Origin of the sequence: Stieleria maiorica, assembly GCF_008035925.1 — a bacterium.
GTDB classification, from domain to species: Bacteria; Planctomycetota; Planctomycetia; order Pirellulales; family Pirellulaceae; genus Stieleria; species Stieleria maiorica.
On the sequence record NZ_CP036264.1, the window covers coordinates 4,525,055 to 4,549,975 of the forward strand.

A 24,921-nucleotide genomic window follows, 5' to 3' on the forward strand; every position below is an offset into this window, starting at 1 on the left:
GATGGCGCCTCATTCGTAGCTCGATCGAACGGAAACCGATGACCGCTGTAAACGAACCCGTTGCGTTGGGACTGGACTTTGGGACCGAGTCGGTGCGAGCCGTGCTCGTTGATCGCAACGGACGCGAGTTGGCTGTCTGTGAAAGTGCCTATCGTCATGGGCAAATCACTGACACCCTGCCGACCAGCGGTGCGGTGCTGCCGACGCACTTCGCGTTGCAAAACCCCGCCGACTGGATCGAATCGGCGGCCGAAGCGACACGCAACGCAATCGAGCGTTCGGGGATCGACGTGGACCGTATCGTCGGCATCGGAGTCGACTTCACCAGCTGCACGATGTTGCCGACTTGCGTCGACGGCACGCCGCTGTGCGAACTAGATCGATTTCGGCAGACACCGTTGGCGTGGCCCAAGCTGTGGAAACATCACGGAGCGATCGAACAAACCGAGCGGATGAATCGGATCGCCAAAGAACGTAACGAACCGTTCATGGACCGATACGGTGGAACGATCGGGTTGGAGTGGTTCTTTCCCAAGTTGCTGGAAACGATCGACAAGGCGCCCGACGTTGCCGAAGCCGCGGAGGTTTGGGTCGAAGCGGGAGATTGGTTCGTCTGGCAGCTGGTCGGCTGCGACGCCGCGGATTTGCCACGGTCCACTTGCCAAGCCGGATACAAGGCGTTGTGGTCCGCGGATTCGGGTTACGCATCCGATCAGTACTTCGCCGCGGTTGATGCGAGGCTCGCTGAAGCGGCGCGGGAGAAGATGCCCGGGCGAATGTTGTCGCCGGGACAATCGGCCGGGCCGCTGTGCGGGGAGCTTGCCGATCGGCTGGGATTACCCGCGGGAATCGCGGTCGCCGCGGCCACCATCGACGCCCATTCCGCCGTGCCGGGCGTTGGTGAAGCGGAACCGGGAACGCTGGTGATGGTGATGGGAACCAGCAGCTGCCACATGCTCAATGCGATCGAGGGCAAGCCGGTCGACGGGGTCGCGGGAATCGTCGAAGGCGGCATTTTGCCCGGGCTGTTCGGTTATGAAACCGGACAAGCTGCGGTCGGAGATGCTTTTGCGTGGTTGTTGAAACTGTTGAACCTGGATTCCTTCGAACAGCTCGGCAAGCACGCGATCGCCTTGCCGGCCGGCGCCGAAGGCGTGATGTGTTTGGATTGGATGAATGGCTGTCGCACGCCGTTGATGGATGGGGCGGTCAAGGGCGCGTTCAGTGGATTGACGCTGGCGACGACACCGGCACACATGTACCGGGCACTGCTGGAAGCATCTGCATTTGGAGTGCGTTGGATCGTCGATGTGCTTCGCGAGGGTGGAATACCGGTGCAGCGATTCGTCGCCAGCGGAGGTTTGCCGCATCACAATCCGGCCATTGTTCAGGTCTATGCCGACGTGTTGGGCAGCGAGATCGAAGTCCACCCGTCTGAGCAAGGCCCGGCGATCGGAGCGGCGGTTTTGGGCATGATCGCTGCCGGTGAGTCCAAGAGCGGGTTTGCAAGTGTTGCTGATGCGGCACGCGCGATGGCCGGCGTGCCGGAATCGGAAAAGAAGATCGTGAAACCAAATCTTGACGACCAAGCAAGCTATCATGAACTCTATCGCCGCTATCGAAACCTGGCCGAAGCGATCCGAACGCTGTAGTGTCGGGCGGGCCAGCGAGACTCCTATTCGGTCATCGTGAAGAATCATCGGTTGCGGCGCACGGGAACAACACAACCGGGCGGAACGACAATGGTTAAGACGATTCACCAAACCCGTCTTGCGGGATTGCCGTGCAAACTGATGATCTGGACTGGGCTCGCGATGGCGTGCTCGTCCACACTGCACGGGATTGATGCACAACAACCTTCGGACCAGCACTTACCCGCTACGATCACGGAACTCATTGACGAGTGGTTTTGGCCGGATCCGTACAGCCATCTCGGACACGTTCGAAACAACGGACCGGGATGGGAGTTCGTTCGCATTGCGAGCGATCCCCAAGCTGGTTCGGACGCCCGATTGTCGGCCGACCAAATCCGTTTGATCAGCGCGATTGCGAAGAACGCGAGTGAAAACGGAACCTCGGGGCGTGTCGCCGAGCGAGAGCAGCGGTGGCGCGATGCAGAACGCGACGCGAGAAAGTTGCTCAACCAGACGCAACAGCAACGCGTCGACCAGTTGGTCATCCAGCGGCGGGGATACCGCGCCTTTTCAGATCCGGAAATGGTGGAGGAACTGACCCTGACATCCGAACAGAGCTCAATGATCAGAGCGGCTATCAAACGCCACGCGACGCGGGTTGCGGAGAATGCACGTGAACTGACCGTCAGGGAAGGCCGACTTCGTGACCAGGAGGATGTGGACGGCGAGCAACTGAAAACTCAATCGATGGCACTGAATCGAGAAAGGGTGCAGCGGGGTTGGCTGTCGCATCGTCAGGTCTGGTCCGACATTCGGATGATCTTGTCGATCGATCAGGCTCGCTTGTTTGAAGAGCTGCGCGGAACGCGACCGGGCGGGAACGAGACGACCTCGCCGACAGTAGATCGCCGCGAATCCCGTTGCCGCATCGTTAAGAACCAGTTGCGTCAACGTCTCCGCTCGGATCTTAAGACGCCCGAAAACCAACATCCCGGATCGGTGATGATGACTTGCTACGGCAAGAAGCCACCAACCGAGGGCTCGCCGCGGGACCTGTTTCAATCGATGGTCCCGCAGACGTACCAGGATTACATCTTGATGCATCCAAAACTTCATCAATTGGAGTTTGATCGCCAAGCATCGGTCGATGTTGCCGAGTCCACGTTCGAATATGTCGATGAATCGATTCCGGAGTCGTTGGATGCCGCGATCGACTTGATGTTGAAGGCCCGTGTTCAAACGGCCCGTCTTGCGGCGGAAGTGATTCGCCAACGCCGCGATCGGCTTTCAACCGAGCAGTGGATCCGAATCGTCGAAGGCTATCAATTTGTTCCCGCGATTCGCGAGCAGTATCCGATCGGGGTGAAGGTAAATGTTTGGGGGCACGGCGCGATCCCATTCGGATTTCTACTGCTGGATAATCCCAAGATCGCCGGTATCACCGTACAAATGCGAACGCTGCTGGACGGGAAAACGATGGCAACGACGCCCGACAGCGGTTGGCGACAGAATCTGCCCGACGTGTTGCTAGGCAAGCAGCCGATCGGAAATCACACGATCGAATATCAGGCGGACTACAGATTGACGGTGGGGCGTGAGGTCATCACGGGGCAATGCCGCTCCGGCGAGATCGATTTTCAAGTCATTGCCGATCAACCCGATGCGCTTGCCGCAACGATGACGGATGCGTTGCATGCGCAGGTGTCTGCTTCGATCCGCGCGTTGCCGATCAGCCAAGGGCGGGAGCGAACGTATTCCACTCCGGCGGGACAGGGCAAGTTCCGACCCGTGGCGAAGCTCCGGATTCCCTACTTGGAACTCACGGACCCGTTGCCGGTCGCATTGGCGATGAAGGTCGATGTCTATTTCGACGACGCCGATCAGCCCCATTCTCGTCCGGAATGGATCGTCCCGGCAGGAAAGGTCAGCCGATACGAGGTCGAAGGGATGATCGGTGACGGACGCTTGATCGATGCGTTGTCCCGCAGGGCGGACGGCGACGGTTTGGTTGACGCGACCATCGTCTTAATTCCCGATCGTAGCACGGCATTGTCACACGCGTTAATCGAGTCGTATTATCCCGAAACGATCAAGGTGCAAGCGCAGTGGCAACTCTTGTCCGGCGGGTGAAAACATTCAAGATAGCGGACCGGCAATTTGCGAATTGGCTTTGATCGTCAGCGTCAAAAATGTTAAGAAACTGGGCAGTCCGTCGACGAACGGGTATCGCCGGGAGAAGATCGAGTCAGGGTTGGCTGAGAAGAAATGCGTACACTCGCGATCGGAGACATTCACGGATGCTACCAGTCGCTGAAGCGGTTGGAGACGGCCACCAAATTGACGGCGGACGACCGGATCGTGGTGCTGGGCGATTTCGTCGATCGGGGCCCCGACACCCGAAGCGTGTTGGACTGGATGATCGACCGAAAAGACCACGGGTTGATCGCACTGCGCGGTAACCACGAGCTGATGATGCTGGCCGCCCGCCGCTCGGAGGATCGCCATCAAGAATGGTTGTCCTGTGGCGGCGACGCAGTTCTAGACTCCTATGGCGTTGATCACGTCGAACAGATTCCGGATCGACATTGGGACTTTGTGGCCGACGAGCTTGTAGCGTACCACGTCGGCAAGAACCACTTTTTTGTCCACGCCAACGCCTATCCCGAAATGGACTTGGATGAGCAACCCAGCTACATGCTCTATTGGGAACGGGCGGCCGAGCGAGCCCCCCATCGTTCCGGGCGAGTCATGGTTTGCGGACACACTCCGCAGCGGAATGGGATTCCGCTGGATATGGGCCACGCCGTATGCATCGACACGGCGGCTTGCCGGGGCGGCTGGCTGACCTGTCTGGATGTCGACGCCGGATACTGTTGGCAGGCTAACGAGCAGGGAGATGTGCGTGGATTCTGGTTGGACCAAGGGCCCTGCGGCGCTCGGTTGGAACGGGCGTGAGCCGAGGACGAGGCGGTCGGCCAGATGCCAGCACGTGGCGTGAGCCAGTGGCAGACATTGGGAGTTGAGTTGATCACGGGCCGCTCGCTGACGCGTCCCGCTGGCATCGGATGCAAGGGCGACTTACCGGCTGCCGTGAAACGCCTGCATCTCACTCAGCAATCGCGCGACGACGTCAGGGTATTGGCTGGCCACGTCGGTTTGTTCGCCCAAGTCCGATTCCAGATCAAACAACAGCGGCGTTTCGTACCGCGTCGTCGGTCGTCGTCGCCGCGTGATCGGATCAGTCGGCGGAGTACTCGCGACGTGGATCTTGTAGCGGCCCGAGCGAAAGGCATTCTGGTGGTAGGCCCAAGTGTTCCGTGGGCTCGGTGCACCATCGAGCAGCGTCGGACTCAGATCCGTCGAGACGTAACCGGGTTTGTCGGCCGGTGGGTTTCCGCCGGTCAGGGCCGCAAACGTGGCGTACAAGTCCAGATTCGCAGCGATCCCATCTACCGTCGCGGGTTGGATCGTCCCTGGCCAGTAAAAGATCGCCGGGACACGCTGTCCGCCTTCCCAAGTCGTCGCCTTTTCGCCGCGCAACGGACCGGCGGTTCCGCCGTGCGGCCCGAAGCAAGACCATGGCCCATTGTCGCTGGTAAAGATGATCAACGTTTCCTTTTCGATTCCCGATCGACGGACCGCATCAACCACTTCACCGACCGACCAATCAATCTCTTCGACGACGTCACCGAACCGCCCTCCGGCACTCCTGTTTTGAAATTCCGGCGAGGCAAAGATCGGGGCGTGCGGCATGTTGTGGGCCAAGTACAAAAAGAAGCGTTCGTTTTTCTGGCTCTCGATCCACTTCACCGCCTCTTGCGTGTATCGCCGCGTCAACAATTCCTGGTTGACGGGAAATTCCACGACCTCTCGCCCACGGATCAGCGGCACAGGGAACGAAAACTTGTCACAGGTATCGAAGACCTCGCGTGTTTGCTTCTTCCCCGGCGGCGGCGGCACATCGTTGCTGCCGGGCGTTCCGTAGTGATAGTCAAACCCGCACTCCAGCGGATGCATCGGGTCGACGGTAAAGTCTTTCGGATAGCCGGCCAAATGCCACTTGCCCAGGATCGCCGTTGCGTAGCCTTGACGCTTGAGCATCGCGGGCATCAACGCGCTGCGATCCTCTTTCAAACCGTTCGCCGGGCGCGGGATGAAAACCGGGTGCCGTCCGCTCATCAATCCTTTTCGGCTCGGGACGCAGGTGGAACCGGAGGAGTAGAAACTCGTCCAGCGCTGGCCCGCAGCGGCAATCTGGTCAATGTTCGGCGTTTTGTTCTTCGTGTTTCCGTAGCAGGCCAAATCGCCGTAGCCCATGTCATCGACGAAAATCAAAATGATGTTCGGCGGCGACGGTTTGGCGATCGCGACCGCCGATGACAAGGCGACCACGGAGAACAGAACCAGACTCGGTAGCACGGAGGAACGTTTCATGGTGGGGCGGAGCGTCGGTTAGAGTGCGTCGTAGATCTTCAGCGGAAAGTTCGGCTGGACGGTTCGGTCGTTGATGAACGCTTGTTCGAGTCGCTGGACGATTTCGGGATGTTCCTTCGCCAGATCATTGGTTTCCGCGGAGTCGTCGGTCAGATTGTAGAGTTCCCAGTCGGCGGCTTGTTTGCGGTTGATGTCGCGACGAATCGCTTTCCAATCGCCATCTCGCACGGCAACGATTCCACCGTAACCGTTGAAGTTCCAAATCAGAGGCTTGTCACGCTTGGTTTCCTTTCCTTGGACCAATCCGACCAAACTGACGCCGTCCAGCACTTGTTGTTTGGGTAACGGGGCTTCGGCAATTTCCGCCAACGTGGGGAACCAGTCAGGGAAATACGAGGGAAACTCGGTTTCGCTTCCCTTGGCGACTTTACCCGGCCAACGCACCAGACAAGGAATCCGGATGCCGCCTTCGTAGCAACTGCCCTTGTATCCGTTCAGACCTCCGTTGGAATTGAAGAACGTGCATGCGGCACCGCCGACGTGGAATTCAGGGTTGCGGCTTCCGTGGGTCGGACCATTGTCGGACGTGAAAATCACAATCGTGTCGTCACGCAACCCGTGCTTGTCCAGTTGGTCCAAGATGGTGCCGACATGTTGGTCCAAGTCAGAAATCATCGCGGCATAGGCGGCTCTGGGTCTGGGGTGTGGCAGGTAGCCGTTCTCGCCGCGATAGGGGCCGTGTTGGTCGTCCCACTCGGCCGGGTACTGATCGATCCATTCCTGCGGTGGTTGCATCGCGACGTGTGGTTCGACGAACGGGCAATACAAAAAGAAGGGTTTGTCTTTGTTCTGGTCCAGAAACTTGACGGCTTCTTTGAGAATCAAATCCGGCGCGTAGGCTTGCGCCCGGTAGTCATCGGCGACCACCGCACCGTCCGGTTTGCGGTCGTGCCCCGGGATCGGGTACTTATTGATCAGGACCTCTTTTTCGTCGCTATCGAGAAACGGCGGGTAGTAGCTGTGTGCGTTGCGTTGGCAGTTGTATCCGAAGTATCGATCGAAGCCCTGTTTGATCGGCGATCCGGTCGTGTTGGACGGCCCCAAACCCCACTTGCCGAACGCGCCGGTCGCATAACCCGCATCTTGAAGCACTTCGGCGATGGTGACGATTTGTTCTGTGATCGGAAACTGGCCGGGGTAGATCCGTCCGTTACCGGAGTCCCGGTTGGTGCGGATTTCGGCATGTCCGAGATGCTGGCCGGTCATCAGCGTGCAGCGGGCCGGGGCACACACTGGTGCTCCGGTGTAATGTTGCAGGAACCGCATGCCGTCTCGGGCCAGGGTATCGATGTTCGGCGTGCGGATTTTTTCTTGACCATAGCATCCCAGTTCACCGTAGCCGAGATCGTCCGCCAGAATGAAGACGATGTTGGGGGATTTGGCCGCAGCAAACTGCGGGATCAATCCGGCCGCAAGAATAGCCGTCCATACAAAAAAGACGCGCGAAGATGACATGGGCAGTTCGTTGTGTGGGGGCAAGAGTTTGGCGGGACGAAACAGATCAACGATCATGTGACCTCGACTGTCTCGGCCGATTGTACTCGATACGCGACGTCAAATCCGTAGCCCTGTCGCGCCGGATCGCCGTTCTTCTGCGATGGCAAGCCGAGTCAGTGGCGGTCAGCGAAGTATCACGTGCTACAGTTCATGGACGACCACCCACATCGCGAGTGCACGTTCCATGTCCACGTTTGCAACTCCCCCATCGGTAAGCTGCCCGTCAACCCCTGCAGGATCGGCACATGCTGCACGACCGTTGCGCGAGTCGGTTGAAGAGGATCGCTACGAGCCGCGTTTTCGCGTGGTCGCTGGTGGCCAGGACAGCGGCATCGAATGTCAACTTTCGGTCCCGCTGAATGCGGCGGGCGACTTTCGCGTCCCCTGCCAGTTGCTGGACCTCAATTCCAGCGGTTGTGCGATACGTTATCGCCATCCGCGGCCGCTCGGGACATCATCGACGTCGACGGTGCTGGAGATGAAGAACCTGGCGAATTCGGATTCCGTGCAAATGCTCGTTCGCGTTTGCTGGGTTCGACAAGCCGGGATCGATCAATACGAAAGCGGCTTGTACTTTCGCCGCTCGCTGCCCGAAACGTTGATTCCCCAGGGGATTCGCGCCGGCCAACTCAGTCGCCGAGTGGCCAAGCGAGAATCGGTGGACGTTGCCGTTACGGTTCGGCAATCCCAGCCACGGATTCATGCGACCGGGCGAGTTGTTTCGATCAGTCACACCGGCGTCCAGATCGTCTCGCCGAGTGGGTTGACCATCGGGGAGAAGCTGATGTTGCAGTTGGACAATGGCAAGGCCGCCGTCGGTGTGACGGTCTGGAGTTCGCGACAGGAGACGCAACTCGATGGGGCAGCATTCGCTTCAGGGATCGCGTTCATCCAAGCGGGAATGGGGCGTCAGTTTCATGACGACGTGCTCGGTCTCGCCTGAAAAGCAGTTTTGCACAAGTCCGAAGCGCAAGCGAGTCGATCCGCCTAAACGAGCCCGAAGCGTGAGCGAGTGGATCGCGAGAGATACTTGACTTCACTCTCCGTCGACACTCAGAAAGGTAACTCCCTCGCTGGCGCGTCGGGCTTGTCGTTGGAAACTCAGGCGTCGCGCTTGGCGTCCGGGCAGTTGACGCAATCCACGAACCACCCGTGAACGCGAACATCGAATTGGAATGCAGCACTATTCGGCACGGCTGATAATTTCGCCCATCAGGTAACAGCGGAAACTGGCGACGAGTTGGGCGACGGCGTCATTCAATTCACGTCGGCGTCGATCGCGGTTGCGAATCGGCTTGATTTCCACGTGAACCTTGGTGCTGCACCCGGGCGTTGCCTTTTCGGTCAACAGTTCGTCTTTCTGCGCTTCACTGAGTGTCAGCACGGCGTGCAGTGAGATCTTGTGATCGATCCTGCGACGTCCACCCTGGCTGGAACCCGATAGGACTTTCAGCGAGAGTTGGTTTTCATCGACGTTGACGATTTCTGCGTGGTGGTCGGCGATGAATCCACGTAGTTTCTCGATGACCAGATCGACGGGCACGGGCGTCAGGATGTCGACTTTCGTTGCGGCGGCCTCTTCGTTGCCCATCAACCAGTCGAACCAACCGGTCCGCGGAGTCGACTCGGCGACTTCGGACATCTTGCCCAACCCGAGCTGAACGACGCGGTTGCGGCCGTTGTCCTTGGCCTTCAGCAGGGCGCGGTCGGCGCGGGCCAAGACGGTTTCGGCACTGTCGCCGGACTGGAATTCGGTCACACCAAAACTGGCGGTGATGCATTCTCCGCCGAGTGCTTCGATCGGCGTCGATTCGAGCATCTGCCGCAGCGCTTCGGCGCATTTGGCACCGGTGGCGTTGTCGCAGGCGTTGGCCAGCAGCAGGAACTCTTCACCGCCGTAACGTGCCACCAAATCGCCATCACGGCTTTGTGTCCGCAGGATGTTTGCGAACACCTTTAGCGCTTCGTCACCGGCGGGATGGCCGAAGGTGTCGTTGATCCGTTTGAAGTGGTCCAAGTCGCAGATGACGAGTGCAAACGTCGGCCCGCCGGTGACAGTTGCGGTGACCATTTCTTCCAGCGTCGTGTCGAAGTGGGCGCGATTGGCGACACGTGTCAGGCCATCCAGACGCGTCTGTTTGTGCAACGTGTCGAGTCGGCGTTCCAGATGTTCTCGATCGGACAGATCATGCACGACAATCACGGTCCCGTGGGATCCGGGTTGTTCGCCGTGGACCGGCGCGACTTCGACATGCACGGATACCGGATCGGTGCCCACCGCATCGATGATCATCGCGCGACGGACGGCTTGTCCGGTTCGGAAGCACTCCTGCAGCGGGCAGATTGTTTCGTCATCGCGATCGCGGTCGGAGTCGCGCATCCGCAACGCGGCGGCTGACCAGTGCTTGCCGATCATGGCCTCGGCCGGCAGATCGGTCAAACGTTCCATCGCCACGTTCCATTGTGAAACGTTGCCTTCGGCATCGGTAAACGCGACGCCGTCTTTGAGTGTGGCGAGCAGCCTTTGATTGAACAGCGTTTCGCGGCGGACGACCTCTTTCGCGCGATGGGTCTTGGCGATGCAGGGGTTGGCCGCCCCGGTCCAAAACGCCTCGGAATCTTCGGGCCGCAGCTGCTGCAGCCAACGGTGGACCATCGATCCCTGCAAGATCTCCGGACGGGCCTCCAACAGCCGGCTGAAATCATGAACCAGATTCGGGTCGAATTGGGTGCCGCTGGACTGAACCAATTCGGTGATCGCACGATCACGACTCATCGCCGGCCGGTAAACGTGTTCGGTCGTCATGGCGTCAAAGGCATCGGCGATCGCAAGCATGCGTGCCCCCAGCGGCAGTGCATCGCCACGCGGTGTTTCGCCGTCGCGTCGACTGTCGTACCACGTATTGCAGTAGCGGATGATCGCCAACAGATCGGGATCGGCGGTGCACCCGCGCAGGATCTCGCATCCGATGCTCGGACAAGTGTCCATCGCAAGTTGCTCGTCGACGGTCAATTTTCCCGGCTTGCGGAGCACCCGATCGGGAATGCCGATCTTGCCGACGTCGTGCAACAGCGCCGCGACTTCGATACGGTCGCGAAGCTCACCGTCCAGCCCCATTTGTTCTGCCCAGCTGCTACAGAACAACGCCACACGCAATCCGTGTGCCGCGGTCGCGGGGTGTTTGGTCCGCAATGCGTAGAACAGGGACGTCGCGATGCCCAATCGAACGACCGCCAAGCGATTTTCGGCCTCTCGTTCGGGCCGCTCAGGCGGAGATTCCGCGACCGCTTCGGACGCGATCTGTAGTTTCGCCAGCAGGTCGCTCACACAGGTGGTCGCATTCTGGCCGGCCGGATTCGGGCTGGGAGCGGCCCCCGCGGTGGGAACGACGGTGCTGAAGGGACTATTGTGGGGTTCAAATGGAGTCTGAGACTGAGTCATTATGCTCAAAATCGGAGAAGTGACGACGAGAAGACCGGCTACTGGAAACCATAGGTCACGTGGGTGTGCAGGACGTCAAAATCGTGTCAATCTCCCTTGTCGCCCGATCGATACAATCCGAACGAGAGTCGTGATGCGTGCCCCCCGTCGCGGCGGAGCTTTCCTTTCAAAGCTTGCGATTTGCTGTCACCCCACCTACCATGGAAGGGTCTGCTGGGCGAAGGGTGTCGCCGGAATGAAGGCAGCAAACACCGGCCTGTGACGCTTCTCTTTTGGTATCGACACCGTGAGTCTTTCTGACATCGACCGAATCTTGCTGCAACGCTGCATCGACGGAGCGCCGCGGGCGTGGCAGGATTTTGTGGAACGTTTCTTGGGGTTGGTGATCCACGTCGCCAATCACACGGCTGAATCACGCGGGATCGCGCTGGACGAATCCACCCGAGACGATCTGGTGGCCGAGGTGTTTATGGTCTTGCTGGCTTCGGATCGGGGGGTTTTGAGACGATTTCGCCGCGACAGCTCCCTGGCGACTTACTTGACCGTTATCGCCCGGCGCGTGATCGCCCGGCGGCTGCACCGGGACGGCACACGAAGCCGGTTGTCCGTCACCGCTGCCGAACCGGCGACGCATCAGACCGCCGATCGAATCGAAAACCGCGAAGAAGTGGAACGTTTGATGGCTCGGCTCAGCCCCGAAGAATCCGACATCGTCCGGATGTACCATTTGGAAGGCATGTCCTACCAGCAAATCAGTCAGGCGGTCGGCATGGCGGAAAACTCGATCGGGCCCTTGCTCAGCCGGGCTCGACAGAAAATGCGCGAGGGTGCTTAAGGATCGATGAGCAAGCCAAAGGACAACTCCGCGTCGTCGGTCGCACGCCGGAGTTTCATCAAGGACAGCGGGTTGATGATCGCCGGCGGTGCGATCGGTGGTGCCATCGCGGTCGGGAAAGCGGTCCATGGCGGCAACGACGCGCCGATCAAGGTTGCGATCGTGGGCTGTGGCCGCCGCGCACGGGAACTGTCCGACGCCATTTGGTCCGTCGACGACGAAACGGTTCAGTTAGTCGCGTTGGCCGATTGTTTCCCATCACAAACCCAATCGATGTACCGCAGCCTGAAAGGGCGTTACCCCGAGTCGATCGCCGGTGATTGCATTCGCGCCGGCGGGACGGATCCCCTGACCCAGGTGCTGGATTCCGACGCCGACATCGTTTACGTCACAACACCGCCGGTCGATCGTCCCGGTTACTTTCGACGCATCGTCGATGCGGGAAAGCACGTCTTTTTGGAAAAACCGCTGGCCGCCGATGTCGGCGGTGTTCTTGAAACGATCGAAACCGCAAACGCAGCCAAGGCGGCCGGCTTGTCCGTGCACGTCGGATTCCAGCGCCGCTATGACGCTCGCTACCAGGACGTGATCGCTCGCATCGGTAAGGGCGTGATCGGAACCCCCGTTTTCGCCCGAGCGTTTTGCAACGCCGGATCCTTGCGACCGCCGGTTCGCGTGGCCAGAGAGTCCGAGCTGGATTTCCAACGCCGAAACTGGAACCATTTTCAATGGACCGGCGGCGATTTTCTGGTCGAACAACACGTCGGGGGTCTCGATGCAATCCGCTGGGCGCTTGGTCAAAGCCCGGTCGTGGCCCAGGGACAAGGCGGTTGGGGAACGTTGGACACCGCCGAACAGCAATCAACCGGCGACGATCGAATCGGCCAAGTCTTCGATCACCACACGGTCGAATACGAATTCGCAGACGGCGTCGTGTTGATGTCGCAGTGTCGTCGGGTTTCCAAGGCGTGGAACAACACCAGCGAACATGTCCACGGAACCCTGGGGCGTGCCGATTTGTCCGCTGGAAAGATCTACGCTCGAGACGGAAGCGTGATTTGGAAGTCCGAGAAACCCTGTTCGCTAAAATCCGCTACCGTTGCCCAACAACAGGCCTTCCTGCGCTCGGTCCGTCGTGGGGCGGCTGAGAATCAGGTGGAATCAGCCGCCGCGAGCACGCTGATGGCGATGCTGGGACACCAGGCGACCCGCACCGGGAAACGAGTGCGGATGGACAAGCTGATCAACCAAGCGTAGCGGAAACTCGATAAGAGCAATGATGGAGCAATTCATCATTCGCTTTCCCCCCATTTCAAATCCGATTCGGGGTGAAACCATCGGCGCCGCCGGTCAACGGCATGTGGGTGTAATCGGTCACCATCCATTCGCCGTCGGGCTGTTGCTGAAACGTCAGAACCACACGCCGGGGAACGCGGATGTTTCTCACCCCGCCCCGGTTCATGCTGGCGGTAACCGACGCGTCCAGATCGACGGTCGCTTCGGGAGGCAGGCTGCCGGTCACCATGTTGATTTGAATGTTCCGCACGCCGATCCGATGAAACTCGTAATTGGGCAATTCGCTCAGTGCCCGTTGGCGTGTGGCGCGGTCGGCGATGTGGATGACCGCCGATTCATGATCGTTTTGCTCCACCGCCTCGGCCGTCGCGTAGATGGCTTGAAGAATCTTTTCACGATCGGTGACGATGGAATCCGCGACATAAAATGACACCGGGATCAACAGAGCGGTTGCCAGGCTCGCCACCCCAAGTCGTTTGTTGCCCGTTTGCAACCAGCCATACAGCAGGCCCGCGACGACACCGCCGACCATGATCGAGATCAACAGCGGCTTTTCCGCCAATATGGTCCACATCGTCTGGGCCCTCGTCGCGTTGGGGGTTAGCGATCGCCCGCTTTGATCAGACGAATCAAATCTTCGGTGTCCATCTTCGCCGCGCGGTCGGTTCCGTCCAGAACACCGGCGACCAATTCGCGTTTGTCGGCGTGCATCTCCAAAATCTGTTCTTCGATCGTGCCGGAGGCGACCAAGCGATAGACGGTGACCGGTCGGTCTTGTCCGATTCGGTGCGCACGGTCGGTGGCTTGGTCTTCGACGGCCGGGTTCCACCAGGGGTCTAAGTGTATGACGTAATCAGCGGCGGTAAGGTTCAAACCGGTCCCGCCGGCCTTGAGCGAAATCAAGAAAAGTTCTCCGTCACCCTCTTGAAACGCATCCACCCTTCGCTGTCGCTCTTTTGCCGGGGTCGCCCCGTCCAGGTATTGGTATTTGATCCCGCGTTCTTCCAGCAATTCGCGGATCAGTCCAAGGTGTTTGACGAATTGGCTGAAGATCAATGCGCGGTGTTCGCCGTCGCGTAATTCATCGATCAGCGAATTCAGCAAGTTCAATTTAGCGCTGCCCTTGTCCCACATGCGGTCGACCAGGCGAGGGTGACAGGCCAGTTGTCGCAGCTTGGTCAGCCAGGCCAGCGTCCGCATGCGGTGTTCACCGGGCTTGGCTTCACCGCCACCGGAAAGCTCCGCGAGCGCGGCGACGCGGGCCTCGTCGTAACGCATCCGCTCTTCGGGGCTGAGGTGCGCTTGCAGGGTGATCTCGGTGCGGGGCGGCAACTCCGTGAGCACCTTTTCTTTCGTCCGTCGCAAGATGAACGGCCGGACCAGGCGGGCCAAGGATTGACGCCGCTCGGGGTCTTTATGACGCTCGATCGGGTCGGCAAATCGGTTTCGGAACCGGTCCCACGATCCCAGCAACCCGGGGCTGATGGTGCGGAGCAGACTCCACAGTTCGCCGAGGTGGTTTTCCAGCGGCGTCCCCGACAACGCGATCCGCCAATCGGCATCCAGATCTCGGATCGCACGTGACGTTTTGGTTTGGGCATTTTTGATGAACTGTGCCTCGTCCAAAACCAACGTGTTCCAGCGTTTGGACGCGAAGCGTTTTGCATCCCGTTGGACCAGTTGATAGCTGACGATGACCAGATCGCCGGCGCGAGCTTCGTCGATGACCTGTTGACGATTGCCTTCGCGATACAGGACCGGATTGAGTTCGGGAGCGAAACGTTGAGTTTCTCGGACCCAGTTTTCACCGACGCTGGTCGGCGCGACGACCAAGGTCGGACCGCCGGCGCCACGATCGACCAAGACGCCAAGGGTTTGCACCGTCTTACCGAGACCCATGTCGTCGGCCAGAATTCCCCCGACGCCCCAGCGGCTCAGCCGGGCCAACCAACGGTAACCGTCCAGCTGGTAATCACGGAAGTCGACGACCAACCCGTCGGGTTTGATGGGATGGTAGTCGGCCAGCGAGTCCAGATTTTCGACCACCTGACTCCAACGCGCGGAGACTTCCAAGGTGACGTCGGTGCCCAGCAATTCCTGCACCGCGGGGACGGCGGCGTCGGCGACTTTTAACTCCCCGCGTTCGGCGACCAGGGTATCGCCGAGCTGTTCGAGCCGTTTTCGGAACGCGTCACTGATCTTTGCGAACTCGCGATCGCCGACGCGGACGAGCGCGCGACGTTCGGTGACGGCGGTCAGCAGGTCTTCCAAATTGACATCTTGTCCCGCGACCGAAATCGTTCCCGATAGGCCGAACCAATCTTTGGAATCGTCGATCTGGACGCGGAGTGCCGAGGGAGTGATCTCACCGCGGACACGAATCGTCTCGCCTTCAGGCCAGATCATTCGCGGTGCCTCGTCGCCGGCATCATACAATCGCGCCAATAAATCCAATGCCTGTTCGTCGCTTTGCGCGACCCATCCGTAGGGTTCTTCCGGGGCGAGCTGATTGATCTGGAACCGGTTGATCACGTCGCCCGCGTGCTCACGTTCTGCCTTGGTGTCACGCACCAATCGAATCGGGCCTTGGTCGGTGATCCCAGGCATGATCGCGGGTTCTTCGCCGGGGCGAATCATGCCCTGAAGACGTGAATCGAACATCGACAAACGGACGAACATTCCCGCGCCACCCCGCGGCCGCAACTCCAACACCATCTCGGCCTTGATCTCCTCCAACGGACCGGCCAATTGGTCGGGCAAATCGACACGCACCAGCGATCCGATCTGACCGATGTTCATCGTCAACTGATGCGCCGCATCGTCATCGAGCAAGACTTCGTGCAAATCACTCTTCAGCAGGTACGAAATCAAACGGGTCGCCCTGCGGTCGCGCAGCGCGCAGGTGATCAAGCGATTGCCGTTGGTTTCCGCGATCAACACGACCGGTTGGGCGGGATGGAGGTTGCCCAAGACCAGTTCGCATTGATTGATGTCGATGTCGATCCCGGGCACCTGCAGGGCGACGCGGTAGAGCGTCTTGCGTTTGGCCGGATCCGATTCGCGTTCGATTTGCGTTTCGCCCGAACGTTCTTCGTCATCAAGTGAATCGATTTCAACCGGTTGCAGCGAGACGGACAGTTCGCCGCGAGAGACTTCGATCGGGGTGGCCGAGGCATCGTCCCAAGCGACGTTGGGGTGCCCGACCAACAGATCCACCGACTGGAACAGGTGGTAGTACTCCCGATTCACCTCGGAGCTGCCTTGAGACGTCAACGCGGCGATTTGGCTGTCGACCGGGGTGCCTTCTCCGTCACGGCGGAGCAGATCAAAGGCGGGGGTTTGGCGTCCCTTGGACCAGCCCTTGGAGTTCTTCTTGAGCCGCTGGACGAACGGATTGATGCTGACCGGGCCGTAAAGTTGATTGTTCGAAATCTTCACGCGCCACTGCACACGCGACGCGGCGTCTTCCTCTTTGGCGTGAGCCTCGTTGGTCAGCTTGAGCAATTGATTGACCACATCGCGTCCGGCGGCGACGGTGTCGGTTTTCAGTTCGCTAAGAAACAGCAACACCTCTTCGCTGTTTCGTCGCGAAATCTGTTCGTGCACCCACCACGCGACCGCCAACGTGCAACTGCAGCGGCCACGTCCGTTGTGCCGCGATTGGGCGCGTTCGAATTCCGCACAGTCGCAACTGACCGAGGCCCGCAGCGACATGTCCAATGGTGAATCGGGTGTCGGGTCGGAATCACCGTCCAGGTCGGGTTCGACTTGCAGGGTGACCAGGTATGGCAGTTTTCGCCCGGGACGCATCCGGAACTCAAAGCTCATCTTTCCGTCGCTTTGAGAAAACTTTGGCGTCTCGACACGCAGCATCGCCGCGCGTTTGTCCAGCGATTGGTCGTGATCATCCACCAGCCGCGAAACGGCTTCGCCGAGCAACAATCCAAACGCTGCCGGCAAATTGTCCGTCATCAATTCCATACTCAAACTCGGTTCCTTTTTTCGATCTGCCGTTTTCCAGGTCGGTGATCAGTGCTATGCGACTTTCAATGACATTGGCCAACCCGCTATTCTAACGCTACGTTGCTCGGTTGCGATGCCAACCGGGCCTCGAATACCGGTTCAGCCAAAGATTCTTCACAAACTTTCAAGGAGTGGATACGAATGCCAAAATTAACTGTCGACGGTGTGGGCACCTTTGATGTCGCCGAAGGGAAACGTCTGGTCCAGGCACTCGTCCAGGATGCCCAAACGGATCAACTGCACGCGTGCGGGGGCGTGGCAAAATGTACCACGTGCCGCGTCCAGTTCACCGACGGCGAACCCCCAACAATGACGGAGGCCGAGCGGGACACGTTGGCGGTGCGTGAAATCAACGCCGAAGGTGTCCGATTGAGCTGCCAAATTCAATGCGACCACGACATGAGTGTCAAGCTGATCAGCCGCTTGGAAGGAAGCGGCCGCAAAGACCAGGGATCGCCCGTCGCCGACACGATTCAACCCGAACCGGTCTGGATCAAGAAAGACGCCTAATACGTTCCCGCCGGTCGCCGCTCTTTACCGGCGAGCACCTTGATCAACCCGGCGCGAAGCTCCTTGACCTTCAATGGCAGCGCCAACAGCTGCCGCCGGGGGCCGCGGCGGGCTTCGGAGATGATTCGCACTTGGCGGCGGTCGACCAGCAAAATGGACGGGATTTCACTGGTGTGTTCATCGCTGGCGAATTTGTTGTACGCCTCCAATGCCAGCGTCCCCAACTCCGCGGCGCTGAAGATTACACAATCCGCTGCGGGGTCGTCGCCCGGTTGGAAACGCGACAGCGCTCGGTTGGGGTCTTGGGTGATCAACACACGATAGCCGCGCGATTTCAACCGCTCGCGGATCGCGTTTTGCAGCGCCGCCTTCGATTCCACCAACATCACGACATAACCTTCGCCTTCGTCGGTCGGTACATCGTCGTCCTCGTAATGATCGCCCCCTCCCGGCGTTTGCGAATCCAAGTTGGTTTTGCCGGGGCCCTTTTCCAGAATGTCCATCACCTTGCGAACTTCGGCTTGAAGAGCGGCGGACGACTGGATTCTCTTCTCGGGGCTGAACTCCATCATCTTGCCGAGCAACTGCGTGACGACTCCCGGGACATCGGGGACATATTGGTTGATCGGCTTGATTTCCTGGAACCTGGAGACGTTCAACCGCGCGAGCCGGTCGCGTGTTTCTGTCAGCGCGGGTTGGCCGGACAACATGTGGTAAAGCATGTTGCCGGCGAAGAACACGTCACTGCGCGGGTCATCCTTGCGGACTCCCGTGCCGCGTTCCAAAGCGGCGTAATCGATGGCCCGTGCGTTGGGACAATCCGCGATTTCTTCGGGGTTCTTTCGATCACTCAGCGCCGCCAGCCCGAAGTCCACCAGCTTGGCCTTGCCGTCGGAGGAAATCAGTACGTTGGAGAGTTTTAAGTCGCGGTGTGAGATCCCCATGCTTGCCGCATGAGCGAGGCCGGAAGCGATCTCATGGATCAACCGCAGCGCCAACTTGGGCGGCAGTTTGCCGCGCAGCCGGACAAGTTCACGCAGCGTTTGCCCTTCGACGAACTCCATCACCAGGAACGGGTTTCTGGGATCGGAAACGACCTCGTAAATGCTGACGATGTGCGGATGCCGCAGCTTCAACCCCATGCTTCCTTCGCGGAGGAACTGCTCCATCTCTTTCGGCTCGTCCCGAAACCGCTTTCGCAGCACTTTGATGGCGAAAACCTGGTCGCCTTTGCTGGCCCGGTAGACCCGGGCGAACGTCCCTGCACCGATCAGATAAAGCACCTTGTACTCCCCGTAGAAGTACCCGATGCGGTCGCCGCGGAGGATCTTTTCGGTTTGCAGCGTGGTGACCAATCCGCGTCGCTGCATTTGCTTGATCACTGAATCAAGCGTGATTTCCGTTCCGCCAAGCTCACCCATCGCGTGATCCACCTGCCGGCGTTCGGCAAGCCCGAGATCTCCGATTCGACGAGCAAATTCCTCTGGAGTCGGTTGTTCCATTGTTGCAAGAGGTTAGAGAGCGGAGCGACGAGTGGCACAGGCAAAAACGTGCCCGACGGGACAGTCTACACCAACAAACGCCGAATCGTCCCGGGTGTCATCACCGTGAACACAAAATCTACCGCCACCGCGAACCCATTTTTCCACAAGGGAGGGTCCAGGGGGGCTGAAAGGGGCATTGGGCTACATCCGCTCGACCACTTCGATCCCGATCAGTTCCAACGCCTGCTTGATCACCCGGCCGGTCAGCACGACCAGTGCCAGCCGGGTGTTTTGGATTTGCTCGGTTTCAGCATTCAACACGTGACATTGGTCGTTGAATTTCGAGAACGCTTCAGCCGTCGAATAGACGTAATCGACCAAATGATTGGGGCGATAATCGTCATAGACGTTTTGAAGCGCTTCTTGGAACTGAAGCAATTGCAACCCGAGGGCCCGTTCGGCGTCTTCTGTCAGCGTGATGCCGGACTGCTTGACCCGCTCGACGACCTCGTCGGCGGTCACTCCGTTACGGCGCAAGATGCTGGTCGTACGGGCAAAACTGTACTGTGCGTAGGTCGACGTATTGCCCGAAAGCGCCACCATTTTGGATAGGTTGAACTTGTAGTCGCTGGTCCGATCGTGGGCCAGATCGGCATACTTGATCGCACCGATGCCGACGCGTTCGGACACCAGCCGTTTTTCCTGCTCGTCCATCGGAGGATCCAGCTTTACCAGGCGATCAGGATTGCAAACGACTTCATAGGCTGCCTGGACGGCGTCATCCAACAGGCTTTCCAAGCCGATCAACGATCCGCTTCGCGTCTTCATCGGACGCCCGTCTTCACCCAACACGGTGCCGAAACTGACATGCACCAGTTTTGCATCGGTCAGATCCGTCGCCTCGGCAACGGCAAACAGTTTTTCAAAGTGTTCGCTTTGTCGGGCATCGACCACGTACAAGACTTCGTCGGGCTGGAACGTTTCTTGTCGATAGCGCAGGGTTGCCAGGTCGGTGGTGGCATACAAGTACGCGCCGTCGCTCTTTTGGATGATCATCGGCGCGTCGAATTGATCCAAGAAGATACAGATCGCTCCGTCGCTTTCGCTGGCCAATCCGCGTGCTTTGAGATCGTCAACGATTTCAGCGAGCATCGGGTGGTAAAATGATTCGCCCAGCGTGTGATCAAACGTGACGTTCAATCGCGAGTAGATACGATTGATCTCGTCTTTGCAGTGCGGAAGGAACTGTTCCCAAAGCGCGAGGTTTTCCGGATCATCGGCATGCAACTTTGACGTTTCGTCCAGAACCGCGGCGCCGATGTTCGGGTGCGCTTGGGCGCGTTGTTTCATCACAGGATCGTTGTCGGTCGCAGCGATTGCTTTCCGCGCGGACTTCAAGTCGGATTTGACCGAAGCAATCTTCTTGGCCAACGAATCAGCGGATTTGCGTTTCTTTTTAGCTTCTTTCCCTACGGCACTCTCGGCCTCGTGAATCGCCGCGGCGTGTAAGTCTTCCAGACGTGCGATCTCGGCTTCGTACTTGGGCACGTTTTCGATCGCTTTGTGATAGCCCATCAGTTGATGAACGATGCGATACAGCTTGGCCAATTCCGGCACGGGGTCTTTACGAACGACTTCGGGATCGCCGAAGTGTTTGTAGCCGTAAATGATGATTCCGAATTGAGTGCCCCAGTCGCCCAGGTGGTTGTCGGTGATGACTTCATGACCGAGAAACTTAAGCGTCTTGGCCAGGCAGTTGCCGATCACCGTGGTGCGAATGTGCCCCACATGCATCGGCTTGGCGACGTTGGGCGAGGAGTAATCGATCAGGATTGTTTTGGGCGAACCGACGGGGCGGATGCCACAGCGCTGGTCGGCCAGCATTTCCGACAGCCGGTCCTGAATAAAACCGTCTTTCAGTCGCAGATTGATGAAACCCGGCCCGGCGATTTCGGGCGTCTCACACACGTCGTCCAACCGCAGCTGCTCGATCACGTCGGCGGCGACCTGGCGTGGATTCGAGCCGGCAACCAGCTTTCCGATCGGCATCGCGCAATTGGCTTGGTAATCCCCGAACTTGGGATTTCCGGCCGGGCGAATCATCCCGGCATATCGATCCAGGTCTTCAATCTGGGAAGCGAACGGGCATCGCGAAAGAGCGTCGGCGAAACGCTCGGTCAACAGCGAGGGGAGATGCATTGCTTTTCTAGAACATCCGACCAGTGGAAACGAACGACGTCGCGGGACAGCGTTGACGCGGAAAGGGTGGCAGCGTTGAAGGGAACGGAAGAACGGATCAGTCGGTCTGTTCGATACCCAGCTCGGCGAGTGGGATCGGCGTTCCGTCGGCCCACAGCGACTCCAGGTCGTAAAATTCACGGGTTTCGTCATCGAACAGGTGCACCACGACGCTGCCGTAGTCGAGCACGATCCAGCGGCTTTCGTCGTACCCTTCGATGCCGTAGCGTTTTTCGCCCATGCCTTTTTCCAGGGCGTCGTCGATCTGCTCGCTGATCGCGTGCAGCTGGCGACGACTTTGCCCGGTCACCAGGACGAACAGGTCAAATTCCGCCGACTGACCGCAAACGTCGATCACCACGACCTGTTTGCCGTTGTTATCCAACGCCACTCGGGCCGCCGTGGCTGCGATTTTTCGGCTTTCGTTGGTACCGTGGGGACGGATTGCCCGTGACGGAGCGACCATCGGGTTCATGGGATCGGGACGTTCGGGTTGCTGAGGTTTCTGTTCGGTCATGGGGCAAAGTCTATCAGTTTTGTTTTTTCTGTCACGGGTCAGCGAGGACCGGGCGATCAGGGCCCGGACAAGAGGGGGCCCGGGCAAGAGGGGGCCCGGACAAGAATGCGGGGATGGGGGCAACATTGCAGCGTGGGCGGCTATTACACTGGTATTCCGTCGTCGACGAGACGATCAACTCAGGCCGGGACTGAAATTCGCGACACCGTGAATCGACGCCTCAGCAGCGAAGGGGGGAGTATTCTACGCCCGTTGTGTCAACCGTTGCGTCTGATCCAATGCGTGCCAACCAATTCCCCCTGTCGTCTGCTCAGCCTGGTCCCTCCCACCACCGGGATTGATTCCGCCATCCCGGCAACCCCGTCCCTACCTCAGGAACCATTCAATGAACGACAATAACGATAAATCCACTTCCCAAGTCCCCGATTCCACGCCGACAAGACGTCAATTTTTGAAGGCGGGTTCGGCGGTGTCTGCCGGAATCACCGGTGCGACGGTGCTGCCCCGTGCCGTCCGCGGGGCCGAACCCAAAGACCAAGGCGGAAGTGATATCGTGCGGATCGGGATCGTCGGCTTGGGAGGACGCGGCACCGGGGCGCTCAGCGACACGATGTCGATCAACGAGCATATCAAACTGGTCGCGACGGCCGACATCGACGAAAATAAACAACGCGTCTTGGGACGGCTTGAAAAACAATTCGGCGACAAAGTGGACGTCCGCCCCGACAAGAACTACGTCGGGATCGACGCCTACAAACGCATCCTGGACGACCCCGAGATCGACCTGGTCCTGATGACCACCCCACCGGGATTCCGCCCCCAATATGTGATGGAAGCGGTCGACGCGGGGAAACACGTCTTCGCCGAAAAACCGTCCTGCGTCGATCCGGCCGGCTATCGAATCTGTTTGCAGGCGCACGAAAAAGCGATTGCCAATCGCACCGCCATCGTCACCGGCACCCAGTACCGCCGTCAAACCAATTACGTCGAAGCGATCCGACAAATCCACGAAGGCGCGATCGGCGACGTGATCAACATGACCGCCCGCTATTGCAGCACGGGGATCTGGCACAAGACACGTAAAGAAGGCATGTCCGACACCCAGTACCAGATCTACAACTGGATGCACTTCATCTGGCTGTCCGGCGACCAGATCGCCGAGCAAGCCGTGCACAACATCGATGTGATGAACTGGGTGATGCAAGGACCGCCCGTCGAGGCCTACGGAAGCGGCGGACGCTTCACGCGCCCCGAAGGCAGCGAAATGTGGGACAGCAACTCCATCGATTACACCTATTCCGGGGATCGAAAAGTCGCTTTCATGTGCCGCCAGATCCCGGGATCGCAAAGCGACGTCAGCAACCAAATCTTCGGAACGAAAGGCACCGCTACGATCTACGGCAGCAACGGCGGCGCGTCGATCAAGGACCGCGACGGCAACGAATTGTGGTCGATGAAAGGCGACATCCAGTCGGCCTACCGACAGGAACACAAGGATTTGGTCGATTCGATTCGCGCCAGCGATCCGATCGTCGAACTCAAAGAAACCGCGACCAGCTCGATGACCGCCGTGCTCGGACGCGTCGCGGCCTACACCGGTCAACGGGTGACCTGGGACTTCCTGACCAACGAGTCCCAGTTGGACCTGTTCCCCGCTGATTTCGACTACAACGGGCCGCGCCCCGAGCCCTCATTCGCCATTCCCGGAAAGACGAAGCTGATCTAGAACTTGACCAACAGTAACAGCGAATAATAAACGTCGTTGGGCTTGGCCCCTTGCGGCGTGCTGTCGTATCGGTCCGTTAACGCCAATTTCAAGGAAAGATTGTCAGTGTCGTCCAGCAGGATCTCCCAAGCGACGTCACTGACAAGTCGATAATCCGAGAAATCTTCCCAGGCCGGGAAATAGTCGACTTTCGCCTTCATCTTGTTGTAGCGATTGAGTTGATACTCGGCCTCGGCGCCGAACACCGCTTCCGGCTTCCAGGAATCGTCCGGTGCACCAATCTCTTTCGACGCACCGGCACCAAACTTGGTCGCCAGAAGTGCGTCGTCGGTGCGGACGAAGTGGTATCCCAGACCACTGTTGAGGTTCAGCCGCGAGTCAAAGGCCTTGAATTGGTCCCACTCGGCACCGAATTTCCCAAACGCCGACCATCGCGAATCCTCGAACAGACGGTCATAGTCCAAGTTCAGCCGCCCATTGTCTTCGGTTGTGACCCCGCGATTGGTGGCTTTGCGATAATCAAAGTCGATGCCCAACGTGTAACGGTCGGTCTTGCGTTTCATCTCCAAACCGGTCTGAAGCGCCAACGTTCGAGAGTTACCGCTGCTGCCATCAAGCCCCAATTCGGCATGGTTCTTCCAACCCCGAGTCACCCAGCGCCAGGGGACCTGGTACCAGGCCTCCGTCTCCTCTGCCAGGGGGGCTGGTTCGACCGCCTCACCGCTGGCGATCGCTTGACCGATCGGTGTCGATGGGGCAGGTGCAGGGACGGACTCGGGCGCGGGCCGATTCGTATTGACGGCAGGTGCGTTGACAACCGGGGAATTCGCGGGGGGAGCAACCGGGAAGGCCAGTTCGGACGTCGCGGGCAGCGGAGACATCGGCAACCCGGGATAGGAGACAGTCGCGATTTCGCCCGGTCCGGCTTGGTACGCCGCCGGCTGAACGTCCGCCAATGACACTTCGGTCGCTTCGGTGGCGCTCGGAAATTCGGAATCGGGCGGCGCTGCGATTTCAGCCCCGGGCGGCGCTGCGATTTCAGCCCCGGGCGGTGGGAAACTGAACGCTGGTCCCTCCTGTGCCTTCTGTTCGGGTGGCTTGCCACGGAAAGTCGGCAGCCCCAGCCGCCAGAGCGGCGTGTCCGCCATGGCGACGCGTTCGGGAAGCAATCCGCCCCAGACCAGCAAGCAGCCCAACAAGACCAACGCAGCCAAAGCTCCCGCTC

At 59.3% G+C, this 24,921-nt stretch carries 17 protein-coding genes; 8 read left to right on the plus strand and 9 right to left on the minus strand.

The features are described from left to right. Positions 1 to 38: 38 nt before the first annotated feature. From Mal15_RS15265 to Mal15_RS15275, 3 genes are all read left to right on the plus strand, one after another. Positions 39 to 1,652 (plus strand): ribulokinase, encoded by a 1,614-nt coding sequence (locus Mal15_RS15265; RefSeq protein ID WP_147868571.1) that lies wholly within the window; start codon positions 39 to 41, stop codon positions 1,650 to 1,652. 90 nt (positions 1,653 to 1,742) lie between these two features. Further along, positions 1,743 to 3,764 carry a hypothetical protein gene (locus tag Mal15_RS15270; protein WP_233903464.1) on the plus strand — a complete coding sequence of 674 codons (2,022 nt, stop codon included), beginning with the start codon at positions 1,743 to 1,745 and terminating at the stop codon, positions 3,762 to 3,764. Between the two features lie 135 nt (positions 3,765 to 3,899). Then, complete coding sequence (locus tag Mal15_RS15275) at positions 3,900 to 4,589, plus strand: metallophosphoesterase family protein (protein ID WP_147868573.1); 690 nt, start codon at positions 3,900 to 3,902, stop codon at positions 4,587 to 4,589. A 123-nt stretch (positions 4,590 to 4,712) separates the two neighbouring features. On the opposite strand, the gene Mal15_RS15280 is transcribed toward Mal15_RS15275, so the two are convergent. Both Mal15_RS15280 and Mal15_RS15285 read right to left on the minus strand, forming a co-directional pair. Then, on the minus strand, positions 4,713 to 6,068 hold the full coding sequence (locus tag Mal15_RS15280) for a sulfatase family protein (protein WP_147868574.1): 1,356 nt from the start codon (positions 6,066 to 6,068) through the stop codon (positions 4,713 to 4,715). Positions 6,069 to 6,086: 18 nt separating this feature from the next. Next, positions 6,087 to 7,583: an arylsulfatase gene (locus tag Mal15_RS15285; RefSeq protein ID WP_147868575.1), complete on the minus strand. Its 1,497-nt coding sequence runs from the start codon at positions 7,581 to 7,583 to the stop codon at positions 6,087 to 6,089. Between the two features lie 301 nt (positions 7,584 to 7,884). Between Mal15_RS15285 and Mal15_RS15290 the strand changes: the two genes are divergently transcribed. Further along, positions 7,885 to 8,568 (plus strand): PilZ domain-containing protein, encoded by a 684-nt coding sequence (locus tag Mal15_RS15290; RefSeq protein ID WP_167546841.1) that lies wholly within the window; start codon positions 7,885 to 7,887, stop codon positions 8,566 to 8,568. A 240-nt stretch (positions 8,569 to 8,808) separates the two neighbouring features. On the opposite strand, the gene Mal15_RS15295 is transcribed toward Mal15_RS15290, so the two are convergent. After that, the gene (locus Mal15_RS15295) at positions 8,809 to 11,067 is read right to left on the minus strand and encodes a sensor domain-containing diguanylate cyclase/phosphohydrolase (protein WP_147868577.1); all 2,259 of its coding nucleotides are present in this window, start codon (positions 11,065 to 11,067) and stop codon (positions 8,809 to 8,811) included. Positions 11,068 to 11,353: 286 nt separating this feature from the next. Here Mal15_RS15295 and Mal15_RS15300 point away from each other — a divergent pair, with 286 nt between their 5' ends. After that, the gene (locus Mal15_RS15300) at positions 11,354 to 11,902 is read left to right on the plus strand and encodes an RNA polymerase sigma factor (RefSeq protein ID WP_147868578.1); all 549 of its coding nucleotides are present in this window, start codon (positions 11,354 to 11,356) and stop codon (positions 11,900 to 11,902) included. 6 nt (positions 11,903 to 11,908) lie between these two features. After that, positions 11,909 to 13,159, plus strand: a complete 1,251-nt coding sequence (locus tag Mal15_RS15305) for a Gfo/Idh/MocA family protein (RefSeq protein ID WP_147868579.1) — start codon at positions 11,909 to 11,911, stop codon at positions 13,157 to 13,159. Between the two features lie 55 nt (positions 13,160 to 13,214). Here Mal15_RS15305 and Mal15_RS15310 read toward each other — a convergent pair whose 3' ends face one another. Beyond that, the gene (locus Mal15_RS15310) at positions 13,215 to 13,772 is read right to left on the minus strand and encodes a hypothetical protein (protein WP_147868580.1); all 558 of its coding nucleotides are present in this window, start codon (positions 13,770 to 13,772) and stop codon (positions 13,215 to 13,217) included. Positions 13,773 to 13,798: 26 nt separating this feature from the next. Beyond that, complete coding sequence (locus Mal15_RS15315; RefSeq protein ID WP_233903465.1) at positions 13,799 to 17,170, minus strand: DEAD/DEAH box helicase; 3,372 nt, start codon at positions 17,168 to 17,170, stop codon at positions 13,799 to 13,801. 192 nt (positions 17,171 to 17,362) lie between these two features. Here Mal15_RS15315 and Mal15_RS15320 point away from each other — a divergent pair, with 192 nt between their 5' ends. Beyond that, positions 17,363 to 17,731 carry a 2Fe-2S iron-sulfur cluster-binding protein gene (locus Mal15_RS15320; protein WP_147868581.1) on the plus strand — a complete coding sequence of 123 codons (369 nt, stop codon included), beginning with the start codon at positions 17,363 to 17,365 and terminating at the stop codon, positions 17,729 to 17,731. On the opposite strand, the gene Mal15_RS15325 is transcribed toward Mal15_RS15320, so the two are convergent. The 3 genes from Mal15_RS15325 to rsfS all read right to left on the minus strand — a co-directional run bounded on the left by Mal15_RS15325 (position 17,728) and on the right by rsfS (position 21,970). Beyond that, entirely contained in the window at positions 17,728 to 19,233 is a 1,506-nt protein-coding gene (locus Mal15_RS15325) for a serine/threonine-protein kinase (RefSeq protein ID WP_147868582.1), read from the minus strand. The genes Mal15_RS15320 and Mal15_RS15325 overlap by 4 nt on opposite strands. Positions 19,234 to 19,416: 183 nt before the next feature. Further along, complete coding sequence (argS, locus tag Mal15_RS15330) at positions 19,417 to 21,414, minus strand: arginine--tRNA ligase (protein WP_147868583.1); 1,998 nt, start codon at positions 21,412 to 21,414, stop codon at positions 19,417 to 19,419. Positions 21,415 to 21,511: 97 nt separating this feature from the next. After that, positions 21,512 to 21,970, minus strand: coding sequence for a ribosome silencing factor (gene rsfS, locus Mal15_RS15335; protein ID WP_233903466.1), 459 nt, complete (start codon positions 21,968 to 21,970; stop codon positions 21,512 to 21,514). A 385-nt stretch (positions 21,971 to 22,355) separates the two neighbouring features. Between rsfS and Mal15_RS15340 the strand changes: the two genes are divergently transcribed. Continuing rightward, positions 22,356 to 23,696 carry a Gfo/Idh/MocA family protein gene (locus tag Mal15_RS15340; protein ID WP_147868584.1) on the plus strand — a complete coding sequence of 447 codons (1,341 nt, stop codon included), beginning with the start codon at positions 22,356 to 22,358 and terminating at the stop codon, positions 23,694 to 23,696. On the opposite strand, the gene Mal15_RS15345 is transcribed toward Mal15_RS15340, so the two are convergent. Continuing rightward, positions 23,693 to 24,910: a DUF481 domain-containing protein gene (locus tag Mal15_RS15345; RefSeq protein ID WP_233903467.1), complete on the minus strand. Its 1,218-nt coding sequence runs from the start codon at positions 24,908 to 24,910 to the stop codon at positions 23,693 to 23,695. The genes Mal15_RS15340 and Mal15_RS15345 overlap by 4 nt on opposite strands. Positions 24,911 to 24,921: the final 11 nt, after the last annotated feature.

Excerpts from the sequence above, each read along its gene's own strand:
- Mal15_RS15265 (WP_147868571.1), top strand. The coding sequence starts at position 39 with ATGACCGCTGTAAACGAACCCGTTGCGTTGGGACTGGACTTTGGGACC.
- Mal15_RS15270 (WP_233903464.1), top strand. The coding sequence starts at position 1,743 with ATGGTTAAGACGATTCACCAAACCCGTCTTGCGGGATTGCCGTGCAAA.
- Mal15_RS15275 (WP_147868573.1), top strand. The coding sequence starts at position 3,900 with ATGCGTACACTCGCGATCGGAGACATTCACGGATGCTACCAGTCGCTG.
- Mal15_RS15280 (WP_147868574.1), bottom strand. The coding sequence starts at position 6,068 with ATGAAACGTTCCTCCGTGCTACCGAGTCTGGTTCTGTTCTCCGTGGTC.
- Mal15_RS15285 (WP_147868575.1), bottom strand. The coding sequence starts at position 7,583 with ATGTCATCTTCGCGCGTCTTTTTTGTATGGACGGCTATTCTTGCGGCC.
- Mal15_RS15295 (WP_147868577.1), bottom strand. The coding sequence starts at position 11,067 with ATGACTCAGTCTCAGACTCCATTTGAACCCCACAATAGTCCCTTCAGC.
- Mal15_RS15305 (WP_147868579.1), top strand. The coding sequence starts at position 11,909 with ATGAGCAAGCCAAAGGACAACTCCGCGTCGTCGGTCGCACGCCGGAGT.
- Mal15_RS15310 (WP_147868580.1), bottom strand. The coding sequence starts at position 13,772 with ATGTGGACCATATTGGCGGAAAAGCCGCTGTTGATCTCGATCATGGTC.
- Mal15_RS15315 (WP_233903465.1), bottom strand. The coding sequence starts at position 17,170 with ATGACGGACAATTTGCCGGCAGCGTTTGGATTGTTGCTCGGCGAAGCC.
- Mal15_RS15320 (WP_147868581.1), top strand. The coding sequence starts at position 17,363 with ATGCCAAAATTAACTGTCGACGGTGTGGGCACCTTTGATGTCGCCGAA.
- Mal15_RS15325 (WP_147868582.1), bottom strand. The coding sequence starts at position 19,233 with ATGGAACAACCGACTCCAGAGGAATTTGCTCGTCGAATCGGAGATCTC.
- argS (WP_147868583.1), bottom strand. The coding sequence starts at position 21,414 with ATGCATCTCCCCTCGCTGTTGACCGAGCGTTTCGCCGACGCTCTTTCG.
- rsfS (WP_233903466.1), bottom strand. The coding sequence starts at position 21,970 with ATGACCGAACAGAAACCTCAGCAACCCGAACGTCCCGATCCCATGAAC.
- Mal15_RS15340 (WP_147868584.1), top strand. The coding sequence starts at position 22,356 with ATGAACGACAATAACGATAAATCCACTTCCCAAGTCCCCGATTCCACG.